Origin of the sequence: Pseudonocardia hierapolitana (assembly GCF_007994075.1) — a bacterium.
Taxonomy (GTDB): domain Bacteria; phylum Actinomycetota; class Actinomycetes; order Mycobacteriales; family Pseudonocardiaceae; genus Pseudonocardia; species Pseudonocardia hierapolitana.
The window spans coordinates 984,679-997,652 of record NZ_VIWU01000001.1 but is presented as its reverse complement, the minus strand read 5'-3'; the positions used below and the strand labels follow the sequence as shown (position 1 = coordinate 997,652).

10 protein-coding genes are annotated in these 12,974 nt (G+C 73.0%); 7 read left to right on the top strand and 3 right to left on the bottom strand.

The window, feature by feature from the left end:
• Positions 1–206: 206 nt before the first annotated feature.
• The 7 genes from FHX44_RS04840 to FHX44_RS04810 all read left to right on the top strand — a co-directional run bounded on the left by FHX44_RS04840 (position 207) and on the right by FHX44_RS04810 (position 7,447).
• Complete coding sequence (locus tag FHX44_RS04840; RefSeq protein ID WP_147254357.1) at positions 207–1,457, top strand: Rieske 2Fe-2S domain-containing protein; 1,251 nt, start codon at positions 207–209, stop codon at positions 1,455–1,457.
• Positions 1,458–1,463: 6 nt separating this feature from the next.
• A complete protein-coding gene (locus FHX44_RS04835) occupies positions 1,464–2,420 on the top strand; it encodes a DODA-type extradiol aromatic ring-opening family dioxygenase (RefSeq protein ID WP_147254356.1) in 957 nt (318 codons plus the stop codon).
• Positions 2,417–3,751 carry a M20 family metallopeptidase gene (locus FHX44_RS04830; protein ID WP_147254355.1) on the top strand — a complete coding sequence of 445 codons (1,335 nt, stop codon included), beginning with the start codon at positions 2,417–2,419 and terminating at the stop codon, positions 3,749–3,751. The genes FHX44_RS04835 and FHX44_RS04830 overlap by 4 nt, the downstream gene beginning before the upstream one ends.
• Positions 3,751–4,644 carry an alpha/beta fold hydrolase gene (locus tag FHX44_RS04825; protein WP_147254354.1) on the top strand — a complete coding sequence of 298 codons (894 nt, stop codon included), beginning with the start codon at positions 3,751–3,753 and terminating at the stop codon, positions 4,642–4,644. The genes FHX44_RS04830 and FHX44_RS04825 overlap by 1 nt, the downstream gene beginning before the upstream one ends.
• A gap of 115 nt (positions 4,645–4,759) precedes the next feature.
• Positions 4,760–5,656: an alpha/beta fold hydrolase gene (locus FHX44_RS04820; RefSeq protein ID WP_147254353.1), complete on the top strand. Its 897-nt coding sequence runs from the start codon at positions 4,760–4,762 to the stop codon at positions 5,654–5,656.
• Entirely contained in the window at positions 5,608–6,603 is a 996-nt protein-coding gene (locus FHX44_RS04815) for a quinone oxidoreductase family protein (protein ID WP_212612332.1), read from the top strand. Before FHX44_RS04820 ends, FHX44_RS04815 begins: the two co-directional genes overlap by 49 nt.
• 64 nt (positions 6,604–6,667) lie before the next feature.
• Positions 6,668–7,447, top strand: a complete 780-nt coding sequence (locus tag FHX44_RS04810; protein ID WP_170308775.1) for an IclR family transcriptional regulator — start codon at positions 6,668–6,670, stop codon at positions 7,445–7,447.
• Between the two features lie 33 nt (positions 7,448–7,480).
• Here the strand turns inward: FHX44_RS04810 and FHX44_RS04805 are convergent, their stop codons facing one another.
• The 3 genes from FHX44_RS04805 to FHX44_RS04795 all read right to left on the bottom strand — a co-directional run bounded on the left by FHX44_RS04805 (position 7,481) and on the right by FHX44_RS04795 (position 12,973).
• Positions 7,481–8,296: an alpha/beta fold hydrolase gene (locus FHX44_RS04805; protein ID WP_212612331.1), complete on the bottom strand. Its 816-nt coding sequence runs from the start codon at positions 8,294–8,296 to the stop codon at positions 7,481–7,483.
• A 70-nt stretch (positions 8,297–8,366) separates the two neighbouring features.
• Positions 8,367–9,509, bottom strand: coding sequence for an acyl-CoA dehydrogenase family protein (locus FHX44_RS04800; RefSeq protein ID WP_212612330.1), 1,143 nt, complete (start codon positions 9,507–9,509; stop codon positions 8,367–8,369).
• Positions 9,506–12,973, bottom strand: a complete 3,468-nt coding sequence (locus FHX44_RS04795; RefSeq protein WP_170308774.1) for a molybdopterin cofactor-binding domain-containing protein — start codon at positions 12,971–12,973, stop codon at positions 9,506–9,508. The genes FHX44_RS04800 and FHX44_RS04795 overlap by 4 nt, the downstream gene beginning before the upstream one ends.
• Position 12,974 lies beyond the last annotated feature (1 nt).

Below are 12,974 nucleotides of genomic sequence, written 5' to 3'. Positions count from 1 at the left end.
GCGGGCACGGCCGACCTCCGGTGGATGGTGGGAAGGGAAGAAGACGAGCTCCCCGGCGCCGGGGGCGTTCCGGACGGTAGGAGCGCCCGCAGGGTGTGTCCCGCCCGCCGGACCGCTCAGCGAAACCGGGACCGGATTCCCGGGCGCGGTTCGGTCAGCGGAACCGCGACCTTGGAGGGTCCGCCGGCCGGTGTTGGACTGGCTTCATGAATGCGAATGGCGGAGCGACCGACGCGTTGGCAGCCGGCGCCCCACGCCGCCGGCCGCGGCGCGCCGGCAAGCTCCCCGGACGCCAGGACTGGTCGAGCTGGCCCCATTACCAGGCCGCGGCCGCCGGTTTCCGCGGTTACTGGTACCCGGTCTGCTACTCGTCACAGCTCACCGGGAAGCCGAAGCAGATCACGCTGCTCGGTGAGAAGATCGTGCTGATCCGCGACGGTGTCAAGAACAGGGGCACGGCGTATGCGTTGAAGGACCGGTGCCCGCATCGCGGGGTGCCGTTGAGCGAGGGCAACCAGCAGTTCCCCGGCACGATCTCGTGCCCGTACCACGGCTGGACGTTCGACCTCGCGACGGGCGAGCTGAAGGCGGTCATCACCGACGGCCCCGAGAGCCCGATCTGCGGGAAGGTCACCCAGCCCACCTACGAGGTCGAGGAACGACTCGGCATGGTGTGGGTCTTCGTCGGCGACGGCGAGGACGCGCCGCCGATCGACCAGCAGCTGCCCGAGGAGCTGGTCGGCAACGCCGCGGTGGTCGGCTCCCGGATCCAGCCCCGCATCGGGAACTGGCGGTTCGCGTGCGAGAACGGCTACGACGAGGGACACGCCAAGTACCTGCACCGCACGTCGCTCTGGCGGCTGTTCAAGGCCATGCCGGTGTGGAACGAGACCCGCATCGTGCAGCGCGGGCGCTGGATCTACCGCGTGCAGGACAAGCAGTACTGGACCGCGGAGTTCCCCGGTCTCGGCAAGTGGGACAACCAGGCCTGGTTCAAGCTCAAGCCGCCGAAGCAGACCAGCAACATCGGCAACACCGGCAGCCACCGCGATGTCAACCCCGTGATCGCCGCCCAGGAGTTCCCGGGGTTCGCGTCGGTGAGCATGCCGGGGGTTCTGCGGATCGCGTACCCGACGTTCATCCACTACGAGTTCTACGTTCCGGTGGACGCCGAGAACCACCTGTACGTGGGTGTGATGGCGGATTTCCGCCAGGGGTGGCGGACCCTGCCCTTCTACCTGAAGTACCTCGGATTCGTCCGGTGGCTGTTCCACGGGCAGTTCTCCGCGCAGGACAAGTGGATGGTCGAGGTGACCGACGCCCCGCCGGAGCGGCTGTACCGGCCGGACGAGTCGCTGCTCAAATGGCGCAAGCTCGCCGAGGACGTCACCGAGGAACGGATCGAACGGCTCAAGACCGACGGGTTCGAGCCCGTCGGCCCGCCCGTCGAGAGCTGAGGACACATGGCGCGCATCGTGCTCGGAGCGGGTGCCTCCCACTCCACCCTGATGAACACGCACTGGGACCAGGTCGTGCACACCGACCGCGCGGAGCGGTTCCGGGACGCGCTGGCCGAAGCCCGCGACGCGGTGGCTCGCGCCCGGCCGGACGTGGCGGTCATCATCGGCTCCAACCACTTCCGCGGGTTCTGGCTGGACATGATCCCGGCGTTCACGCTCGGCGTCGGCGAGGTGATCGGGGCGGGTGAGGCGGGCACCCCGAAGGGTCCGCAACGCAGCGATCCCGGCTTCGCACAGGCGATCGCCGGTGAGCTGGTCGAGCGCGGCACCGAGGTGGCGATCTCGGCCCGGCTGCAGATCGACCACGGGCAGACCCACGCGATCCAGTACCTCCTGGGCGATCCAGCGTCAGACGTTCCCGTCGTCCCGCTGGTGATCAACGTGTTCGCCGCCCCGCTGCCCCGGCTCGACCGGTGCGTGCAGCTGGGCCGCAACCTCGCCGAGGCCGTCGAGGCGATCCCGGAGGACCTCCGGGTGGTCGTGATCGCGTCGGGCGGGCTGTCGCACCAGCTGCCGTGGCCCGCCGACTGGCGGGACCCGCAGAACACGGACGAGGAGTTCCTCGTCGAGGCCTGGCTGAACGGCCGCGGTGAGTGGGAGCGCTACGACAAGCGGCGCCGGGAGATCATCACCGCGGCTCGGCCGACGATCTTCGAGGACTTCGACGAGGCTTTCCTGGCCGATCTCGAGGCGGGAAAGCTGGAGCGCTACGCGACCTACTCCTCCGACGACATCGAGGGGCTCGCCGGCAACGGCGGCCAGGAGCTGCGGACCTGGCTGACCATGGCCGCGGCCATGGGGTTCGCGCCCGGGCGCCGCCTGGCGTACGCGGCGATGCCGGAGTGGCTGACCGGCATGGGCGTCGGGTTGATCGAACCCGCGGCGGAGCGCGAGCCGTGATCGCGCCGACCGGTACGGCCGTCGCCGAGGACGCCGTCGTCGACCGGCTGCTCGCCGCGATCACCGAGGACCGGCTGCGCGCCGCGGCCCGCGCCGTCACCGGGATCCCGAGCCCGACCGGCCGTGAGGCGCCACTGGCGCGCTTCCTGGCCGACCGGCTCGCCGCGGCCGGGTTCGGGGCGACCGCCCAGCACATCGACCAGTTCCAGGCCAACGCCGTGGGCAGGCTGCGCGGCAGCGGTGGCGGCGAGGACCTGATGCTCTACGCGCCGATCGACACCCTCACCACGGGTGAGGAGGCGATCGACGTGCCGTGGATCGGGGAGCGCCTCCGTCCCGACATGCTGTCCATCGCGCGCGACGAGGGCCCGTTCGTCTCCGGGCTCGGCGCGGGCAACCCGAAGGGGCACGCGGCCTGCATCCTGGTGCTCGCGGAGGCGCTCGGCGAGGTCCGGCCGGAGCTCGCGGGCGACGTCGTCGTCGCGTTCGGGGCCGGCGGGATGCCGACCAACGCCGTCGACGCCCCCGGCTACCCGCAGCGGGCGAACACCGGCCAGGGCGTGGGCTGCTCGTTCCTGCTGGAGCGGGGCTGGTACACCGACCACGCGGTGATCGCGAAGCCCGGCGATCTCGTGGCGCACGAAGAGGTCGGGCTGGCCTGGTTCGAGGTGACCGTCCCCGGCGTCCACACCTACGTCGGCAGCCGGCACCGGATGCCCTACCGCAACCCGATCGTCACGGCCGCCGAGGTCGTCATCCGGCTCGAGCGGTGGCTGGCCGACTACCCGGTCCGGCACCGCACGGCCACGGCCGCTCCGCAGGGTGTGATCGGGTCGATCGCGGGCGGCTGGGAGCGGATGCTCGCGGTGACCCCGGCGCTCTGCCGGCTGCGGCTGGACATCCGCATCGCGCCCGGGACGACACCGCTGCAGGTCAAGCGCGAGCTCCGCGGCTTCGTGGAGGAGCTGGGCCGGGACCTGGACGTCGATCTCGGCGTCGAGATGGTGCTCGCCGTCCCGGCGACGCACACCTCGCCCGACGCGCCGATCGTGCGGCGGACCGTGACGGCGTGGGAACGGACCACCGGGCGCCCGCACGAGCCCGTCCCGGACCTCAGCGGCGCGACCGACGCGAACATCCTGCGCGCCAGGGGCATCCCGACCGCCCGGGTCGGGATGCCGAAGGTCAGCTCGGAGGAGCTCGACGTCGATCCGGCCGTCGACTTCTCCCGCGGGATGAACACCGTGGACGTCCGGGCGATGAGGCGCCTCTGCGAAGTGCTGGCCCGCACCACGATCGCCACCACCACCACGACACGGAAGGACTCCTGATGGCGCCCGCACCGGAGAGCCGCTACGCGGACGGTGGCGGCGTCCGCTACCACTACCACGATCTCGGCAGCGGTCCCGACACCGTGTTCCTGCACGGCGGCGGACCGGGCTGCACCGCGTGGAGCGACTTCGGCCCCGTCGCCCCGCTCTTCGCGGCCGACCGCCGCTGCCTGCTCGTGGACATCCACCAGTACGGCAAGTCCGAGAAGTCGCGCATCGAGGGCCCGATGTGGGACCACCACGCCGCCAAGACCGTCGCGCTCCTCGACACCCTCGGCGTGGAGCGTGCGGACTTCGTCTGCAACTCGTGGGGCGGCACGATCGCGCTCAACCTGGCCGCGAAGTACCCGGACCGCGCGCGTTCGTTGGTCGTCACCGGGAGCATGCCGGTCTTCCACGGGCCGCTCGCCCCGCTGCCCGAGGGCGGTCGCCGCGGCCGCAACGCCCGCGACGCCTACTACGGCGGCGAGGGCCCCACCCGGGAGAAGATGCGCGCGCTGATCACCCGCCTGGAGTGGTACGACGCCGACGCGCTACCCGAGGAGACCCTGGACCTGCGCTACGAGCAGAGCCTCGACCCCGGTGAGCGCGCGCTGGCCGCGATGTCCGACTCGCCGCGGGGGGAGTGGCAGGACCTGACAGCGGAGCTCGGACGGATCGACGCCCCGGTCCTGTTCATGTGGGGCATGCAGGACGCGTTCCTGACGCCCGACTACCCGCTCATGCTGGCCCGGATGGTCCCGCGCGGGAACCTGTACGTGATGGACCACGCCTCGCACCACCTGCAGGAGGAGCGCCCGCAGGCGTACCACTCGGTGGTCTCCGGCTTCCTGGACTCGATTCCGTCCACAGAGGTGCCATCCGGCTCGCTCGCAGAGGTGGGTGCTCGATGAAGGTTCGCAAGCCGCTGCTCCTGCTGGCGCTGGCGGGCACCGTGCTCGCGCTCCGCAAACTCGCCGCGCGGAGCAACACCCAGGTCCACCGCATCAACCAGAAGTAAGGACTCCCGTGAGCATCTGGACCGAACTGAGCCCGATCGCCTTCCGCGTCGAGTACGTCGACGCGGCCGGCGTCCCCACCCGGACCCTGCGCGCCGGCAACCCCGATGCGGAGCCGGTGGTGTTCCTGCACGGCACGAGCGGCCACCTCGAGGCGTTCACCCGCAACGTCGTGGCGCACGCCGAGTACGACGTGCACGCGATCGACATGCTCGGCCACGGCTACACCGGCAAGCCGGACCGTCCGTACGAGATCGCGGACTACGTCCGGCACCTGGTCGACTACTTCGACGCCGTCGGGATCACCCGGGCGCACATCGTCGGCGAGTCGCTCGGCGGCTGGGTCGGCGCCCGGACCGCCACCACGCACCCCGAGCGCGTCCAGAGCCTGCAGCTGCTGTGCGCCGGCGGAACGGTGGCCAACCCGGCCGTCATGGAGCGGATCAAGACCAGCACCCGCGACGCCGTCACCACCGACGACGTCGAGCTGACCCGCAAGCGGCTGCGGCTGCTGATGGCCGACCCGGCGGACGCGACCGAGGAGCTGGTCGAGGTCCGGCACGCGATCTACCACACGCCGGAGTTCGTGGCCAACGTCGACAACCTGCTGTCGCTGCAGGACATGGAGCGCCGCACGCGCAACCTGCTCACGCCGGAGGAGCTCGGCCGGATCACCCAGCCGACGCTGATCGTCTGGGGTCGGGAGAACCCGTTCGGCGAGGTGCCGGAGGCGTCGGCGATGCACGAGAACATCCCCGGCTCGCAGCTGGAGCTGTTCGAGCGGTGCGGGCACTGGCCGCAGCACGAGCAGGCGGAGCTCTACAACCCGATCAGCCTGGAGTTCCTGCGCACCGGGGGATGGAAGCCGACGGAGGAGGCGGGGCGGGTAGAAACGGCCGCGCGCTGATGCGGGCCGCGCGTCTCCACGCGTGGGGCGCTGCGCCGGTCCTCGACGAAGTTCCTCCGCCGACCCGCGCCGACGGCGAGGTACTGGTGACGGTCGAGGCCGCCGCCGTCGCCCACCTCGACCTGACCATCGCGGGTGGCGACTTCGGGATGAAGCCCCAGCTGCCCTACATCGGCGGCGTCGAGGGGGCCGGGGTCGTCGCGGAGTCCGGCGGCGGTCTGGAACCGGGCACGCAGGTCATCCTGCGTGGTGGCGGCCTCGGGATGCTGCGCGACGGGACGTGGACCGAGCAGGTGAGTGTGCCCGCGAAGGCGGTGACCCCGCTCGCCGAGCCGCTTCCCCCCGCGGTCGCCGCGACCTTCTTCGTGCCTGCCACCACCGCCTACGTGGCCCTCCACGACGTCGCGCGGCTGCAGCCGGGGGAGGAGGTCGTGGTCGTCGGCGCCGCAGGCGCGGTCGGCGCGATGGTGGCGCAGCAGGCCGTCGCGGCCGGGGCGACCGTGATCGGCGTGGTCGGACGCAGTGACCAGTTGGACCTGGTCCCCGACGGGATCGAGGCGGTCGACGGCTCTTCGGACGAATCGGTCGCGCGGCTCGCCGAGTCGCGCACCGCGACGCTGCTCGTCGACACGTTGGGCGGGGAGGGCCTGGTCGGGCGCAGCCGGTGGGTGCGCCGAGGCGGGCGGGCCGTCGTCATCGGCTACGTCACCGGCACCAGCGTGACGATCGACCTGCCCTCGTGGCTCCTCGACGACGTCGCCCTGCTGCCTGTCAACATGATTCGGCAGGAGCGCCGGGCCCGTGAGGTGTCCGACGAGCTCGTACGCCGGCTGGCGGCCGGGGAGCTGGGGGTCGCGGTCCAGCCCTATGACCTCGCCGACGCGGCGGCGGCGGTCGAGGACCTGCGGGCGGGCCGGGTGGCGGGGCGCGCGGTCGTGCTCCCCTGAGGTGCGGTCCGCTGGGTGGAACGTGCCCGTTCCCCGGAACGGCCCGCTGAGCGACCCTTGTCCGATGACGACGATGTCTGCAACCCGCCCGGACCAGCCCGAAGCCGCGGCGAAGAGCGTCCTGGCGAAGGTGCAGCGCATCCTCGAGGCGTTCGGGCCGGACGACGAGCACTTGAGCCTGACCGAGATCGCCCGCCGGACGGGGCTCGCGAAGGCGTCGGTCCACCGTCTCGCCCAGGAGCTCCTGCAGTGGGGCCTGCTCGAACGGCGCGGTTCGAGCTACTGGCTCGGCATGCGCCTGTTCGAGATCGGTCAGCGGGTGCCGCGCCAGCGGATCCTGAGCGACGCCGCCCGCCCGTACATGGAGGACCTCCACCACGCCACCAACGAGACCGTCCACCTCGCCGTGCTCGACGGGCTCGAGGTGCTCTACCTCGAGAAGGTCTCCGGACACGGGCGGGTGCCGTCCCGCGTCGCGGGCAGGATGCCGCTGCACTGCACGGCCACCGGCAAGGTGCTGCTCGCCTTCGGACCGCGGCGGCTGGTCGACGAGGTACTGGCCAGCCCGCTGCGGCGGCTCACCCCGTACACGGTCGCGGTGCCCGGGCTCCTCCTGCAGGAGCTGGCCAGGGCCCGCGAGCTCGGCTACGCCGTGGAGAACGAGCAGACGCGGGCCGGCTTCGTGAGCGTGGCGATCCCGCTGATCGGCACGACGGGGGTGATCACCGGGGCCCTGTCCGTGACGGCGCCGGTGCACCGCGCTGATGTCCAGAAGTTCGCGGGGCTGCTGAACATGGTCGGGCGGCGGATCATGAAGTCGGTGGCGGCGCTGAGCCAGGGGTAGAAGAAGCGCGCCGAAGCTTCGATCACGGCTCGATCAGCTGACCTGTGCGGGCAGCGACGCGAGGAACTCGCCGACGACGGCGGCGAACTGCTCCGGCCGATGGTCCACGGCCGGCACCCCGGTGCCCGGCAGCACCGCGCTGCGGGTTCCGGGGATCGCCGCCGCGATCCGGGGGAGGTCGGGCAGGGAGAACGTGTCGAGCTCGCCGCAGAGCGCGAGCGTCGGGGCCCGCACGAGGCCGATGCGCTCCTCCATGCGGTAGCGGTTCACCGCGCGGTGGCCCTCCTCGACCCGGTCGAGCACGGCGAGGGCGTCGCGCACGAGGCGGTCGAGCAGGTCGGGCCGGTCGGGCGGGTAGAAGCCGGCGCGGTTGGCCCACAGCTGCCCGAGGTGCGAGCCGTCCGCGGCGGGCACCACGTGGTCGATCGGCGGCCGGGACGTGGCGACCCGCTGCCGGCGCGCTGCGTCGACGAACGGGGTCGCGGAGAGCACCAGGCCGTGCACCCGCTCCGGCGCCGCGGCCGCGACCTCGACCGCGATCACGCCGCCGGTGTGGTGCCCCACGACGGCGACGCGGTCGAGGCCCAGCGCGTCGCACAGGTCGAGGACCCCGGCGGCGAACAGCTCGATCGTCCACGGGTCGGCCGGCCGGGCGGACGCCCCGAAGCCGAGGGTGTCCATCGCGATCGCCCGGTGGTGCGCGCCGAGCAGCGGCAGGACGTCGCGGTACTCGTCCCACGACCGCGGCGTCTGGTGCAGCAGCACCACCGGATCACCGGTGCCGTGCTCGACGTAGTGGACCTGGCCGTGCCGGGTGTCGGCGAACCCGTGCCGCACGTGGCTGCTCACCGCTCGGCCTCGCTGACGCTCGGCCGGCGCTTCGCGCGGGCGCTGCAACATGATTCGCTCGCAAGCTCGCTCATCGGAACGCCGGGACGGTGGGCGCCTGGCCCATGAGAACGGCGCCCGCGGCGTCGTAGATCGCCGGGCCGAGGAACGCGTGTTCCTGCGGTACGAGAGCGTCGTTCAGCAGGGCGGGCAACGGGTGGTCCCGTCGGATGGCGGCGGTGCCGGAGAGCGAGACGACCTGGTGGACCACCTGTGCGGCCGTCCGGGCGAGGTGGGCAGCGGAGAGTCGCAGGTGGGCGTTCTGCACGTCGCTCACCTCGCCGCCGTCGGCGAGCGCCTGCCAGGCCTCGTCGGTGACCTCGTAGAAGTAGGCGCGCGCCGACCGCAGCGTGGCCTCGGCCTCGGCGATACCGGCGCGGTAGTAGGCGCGGTCGGCGAGCTTCGGGGCGCCGGTGATGCTCGCCCGGCCGCTGCCGACCTCCTCCGCGAAGTCGAGCGCGGCCCTGGCGACCCCGGCGGAGACGACGGAGAGCACCTGCGCGGCGTAGGTGATCGCGGGATATCGGTAGAGCGGCTCGTCGATCACCGGCTCCCCGCCCCGGATGAACGTCCACTCCCGGTCGACCTCGACGTCCACGGCGACGAGGTCGAAGGAGCCGGTGCCCTGCATACCGATGACGTCCCAGTCCTGCACGATCTCGAGACGATCCGGGGGCACGAGCGCTCCGCGCGGCTTCCCGGAGGTCGTGTCGTCCCCCTGGATGCCGACGCAGACGATGTCGGCGGCCATGCAGCCGCTGGCGAACTTCCAGCGGCCGTTGACGAGGAACCCGCGGTCGGTGGGGGTGGCGTGGTGGACCGGGAACAGCGCGCCTGCGAAGACGACGTCGGGGCCGTCGGCGTACAGCTTCGCCTGCGCTTCGAGTGGCAGCGAGCCGAGGTAGACCAGCTGCGAGCCGAAGCTCGCGACCCAGCCGGTGGAGCCGTCGACGGCCGAGATCCGCTCGATCAGGTCCAGGAACCGTGCCGGTGGCATCGTCTCCCCGCCGAACCGCTGCGGCGTCGCGGAGCGGTAGATGCCGAGCTGTTTGAGCCGCGCGACGAAGTCCGGGGAGACGTAGCGCTGCTCGCGGAACTCCTCCCGGCGCTCGGCCAGCTCGGCGAGGACCTCGTCGAGCGTGACCGAGCCGATCCCGTCCTGCGTTCGTGTCATCGCTGCTCCTTCATCCGTTGCTGGGCCGCGAGCGCCTCGACGGCGCGCACGACCAGGCCGGTGGCGGCATCGAGCTTCCACGCGTTGTGCGCGAGCGGGTGGGCGTGCGCGTCGAGGACGGCGTCGACGTGGCGGCGCACGCTCGCCACGTCGGGTTCGGTGCCACGAAGCGCGTCCTCGACGGCGGTGAGCCGCCACGGGACGGGGGCGATCGCGCCGAGGACGAGGCGGACGTCGCGCCAGGTGCCGCAGGGTGCCCGGTCGACCGACAGCGCGGCGGACGCGGTGGCGAAGTCGCCCGTGTACAGCGCGAGCTTCGTGAAGGCCGAGGCGCGTTCGAGCGCGGCGGCGGGAACCGTGACCGCGGTGACCAGCTCTCCGGGGCGCAGGACGGTCTCCCCGGGCCCGGTGTAGAACGCGGAGATCGGCACGGTCCGGCCGCGGTCGATCTCGCCGGAGTCGATCTCCCCGGAGTCGATCTCCCCAGAGTCGATCTGCACTGCGGCATCGAGCGCGAGGAACACGGTCGAGAGGTCCGACGGGGTCACCGCCTGGCAGCGGTGCCCGTCGACCACGGCGTGCTGGAACCGGTGGTCGCCGGTGACGGCGTAGCAGGGGCTCAACGGTCCGTTCCGCTTGTAGCAGTCGAAGCCGTTGCGGAAGAACCAGCAGCGCTTGGCCTGCACGAGGTTCCCGCCCACCGTCGCGGCGTTGCGCACCTGCGGGGACGCGATGGTGGCGGTCGCCTCGGCCACGACCGGCGGGACGTCCGGGTGGGCGGCCAGGTCGGCGAGCGGGACGGCCGCGCCGATGCGCAGGCCGGAGCCGTCGCGGGTGATGCGCCGCATCTCGGTCACGAACGCGACGGAGACGAGTACGGGCGCCGGACGGGGTTCGGCCCTGCGTTCGACGAGGGCGTCGGTCGCCCCGCCGAGCGGCGCGGCGCCCGGGGTCGCCAGCAGCGCGGTGGCCTCGGCCAGGGTCTGCGCGACGTGGATCTCCGGGTCGGGCGACTCCGCGATGCGGCGGCGGGCGCGGGCCGCAGGACCGAACCGGCTGCCCAGCGCGTGCAGCAGCCGGTGCAGGCCCAGCGGGTAGGCCGCGCGGATCGCCGCGATCCACCAGCGGCCGGGGCGGCGCCAGATCCGGTGCCGCCGCGCCGGCCATCCCTCGTGCCTGCGCAGGGCGCCGAGCACCTTGTCGGGCGTCAGCGGCAGCTCCCGCAGCCGCACGCCGATCGCGTCGTGCACCGCGTTGGCGATCGCCGCGCCCGGCGGGATGATCGACATCTCGCCGACGCTCTTGGCCCCGTACGGGCCGGCCCCGTCGTGGCCCGGGACGACGATCGGCCGGATCGAGGGCAGGTCGGCGTTGCGCGGCAGCGCGTAGTGCAGGAAGCCGGCGTTCACCACCCGCCCGCCCTCGCGGACGAGCTCCTCGCCCAGCGCCGCCCCGATTCCCATCGCCGCGCCGCCGACGATCTGGCCCTCGACGGCCGTCGGATTGATCGCGGTGCCGACGTCGTGCGCGGCGACGTAGTCGACCACCCGGATCCGCCCGGTCAGCCGGTCGACGTCGACGACGGCGCCGTGGGCGGCGAAGGCATAGGTGGGGGAGAGGTTCGCCGTGCTCTTCTCGGGACTGAGCATCTCGGTGCCCTCGAGCCGGTACGACGTCTCGTGCGGGAGCACGAGCGCGCCGTCCGGGTCGGGCCGGCTGTCCTCGGCCAACGGGACGAGGTCGCCGAGCGCCACCGACGTGCCGTCGGGTGCCACGGCCGAGCCACCGCGCAGCCGGACGTCGTCGGTGCCGAGCTTGGCCGCCGCGAGCCCGCGCAGCCGGTCGGCGAGCTCCCGAGCAGCCTGTCCGACGGACGAGCCGGTCATGTGCGTGCCCCGCGACGACCAGGCGCCCAGCTCGAACGGCGTTCGCTCGCCGTCGGTCGACAGCACCGAGACGTCGGCGAGGTCGACGCCGAGCTCGAACGCCGCGATCTGGGCGAGGATGGTGTTCTGCCCGGTGCCGGCGTCGGCGCTGCCGTGGCGCACGCGGACCCGGCCGTCGGCGAAGAGGTCGACCGCCGCGTCGCTGCGGTTCGCCATCTCGTACGCGTAGGCCCCGGACCCGTGGGCGCCCGCGGCGACGCCCCAGCCGCGGTCGGCGCGCCGCTCCGCCCGCGCGCGATCCCAGTCGAGCGCGTCGCGGACCGCGACCAGGCAGTCGCCGAGGCGGTTGGTGGTGACCCGGTACCCGCAGAGCGTCGTCGCGTGCTCGGGCGGGAGGTTGCGCAGGCGCAGCTCGACGGGATCGATCCCGAGCCGCTCGGCGATCTCGTCGACCTGGCTCTCCATCGCGAGCGAGACCTGCGGCGTGCCGTAGCCGCGGAACTGCCCGCCCGGCTGCGTGGCGGTGTCGACGAGCCGCGCGGTGAACCGGACCCCGTCCGGCCGGTACATCGAGCCGAGGGTGATCAGACCGACCCGCAGGACGGAGGTGCCCATGTGGTTGTAGGAGCCGTTGTCCACCAGGACGTCCGCGTCGAACTCCCGCAGCACCCCGTCGGCGTCGGCCGAGGTGCGCAACACGGTCTCGAACCGGTGGCGCGGCTTGTTCGCCCCGAACTCCTCGGCCCGGTCCAGCTCGACCAGCACCGGTCGGCCTGCGGCGCGGGCGAGCGCCGCCGCGATCACCTCGTGCTCGGACGCCTTCGACTTCGACCCGAACCCGCCGCCGACGGCGACCTCCCGGCACACGACCTGATCGTGGCGCAGGCCCATGAGGTGCGCGACCTCCTTGGCGATGAACCACGGGGCCTGCGTCGAGGTCCACAGCTCGACGACCTCGCGCTCGGCGTCCCAGGACGCCAGCGTCGTGTTCGGCTCCATGCACGCGTGCGCGACGCTCGGGTAGGCGAAGCGGCCGGTGACGGTCACCGTCGCGCCTGCTGCCCCCGGATCGCCCCAGCGCCCTTCGAGGAGCATCGACACGTTCGGCTCCGGGGTGTTGCGCGCGTGCAGCCGGCGGGCGCCCGGCCGGCGCGCGGCCTGAACCGTGAGCGGCGCCCGACGGGGCCGGTAGTGCACCCGGATCGCGCGCAGCGCGGCACGCGCGATCTCCGGTGTCTCCGCCGCGACGGCCGCGACCTCCTGGCCGACGTGCCGGACGACCCCGTCCGCGAGCGGTGGCCGGTCCGACAGCGGCCCGCCGCGGTGGACGTAGCGGATACCGGGGGCGAAGTCGGCCATGGTGAGGACGGCGTGCACCCCGGGGAGCTCGCGAGCGGCAGCGGTGTCGATGCCGTGGATCTCGGCGAAGGGGTGCGGGGAGCGCAGGACGGCGCCGTGCAGCGGGGGTCGGCCGGTCGCGGTCGCCGAGGCCACGAGGTCCGCGGTGTACGGCACCCGCCCCGCGCTGCGTGCGTCCCAGTCGATGGGCCGGACGCGGTCGCCGATGCCCCGCCTCATG

Coding starts and splice junctions, on each gene's coding strand:
- FHX44_RS04840 (WP_147254357.1), top strand. CDS start 207: ATGAATGCGAATGGCGGAGCGACCGACGCGTTGGCAGCCGGCGCCCCA.
- FHX44_RS04835 (WP_147254356.1), top strand. CDS start 1,464: ATGGCGCGCATCGTGCTCGGAGCGGGTGCCTCCCACTCCACCCTGATG.
- FHX44_RS04825 (WP_147254354.1), top strand. CDS start 3,751: ATGGCGCCCGCACCGGAGAGCCGCTACGCGGACGGTGGCGGCGTCCGC.
- FHX44_RS04815 (WP_212612332.1), top strand. CDS start 5,608: ATGGAAGCCGACGGAGGAGGCGGGGCGGGTAGAAACGGCCGCGCGCTG.
- FHX44_RS04810 (WP_170308775.1), top strand. CDS start 6,668: ATGACGACGATGTCTGCAACCCGCCCGGACCAGCCCGAAGCCGCGGCG.
- FHX44_RS04800 (WP_212612330.1), bottom strand. CDS start 9,509: ATGACACGAACGCAGGACGGGATCGGCTCGGTCACGCTCGACGAGGTC.
- FHX44_RS04795 (WP_170308774.1), bottom strand. CDS start 12,973: ATGAGGCGGGGCATCGGCGACCGCGTCCGGCCCATCGACTGGGACGCA.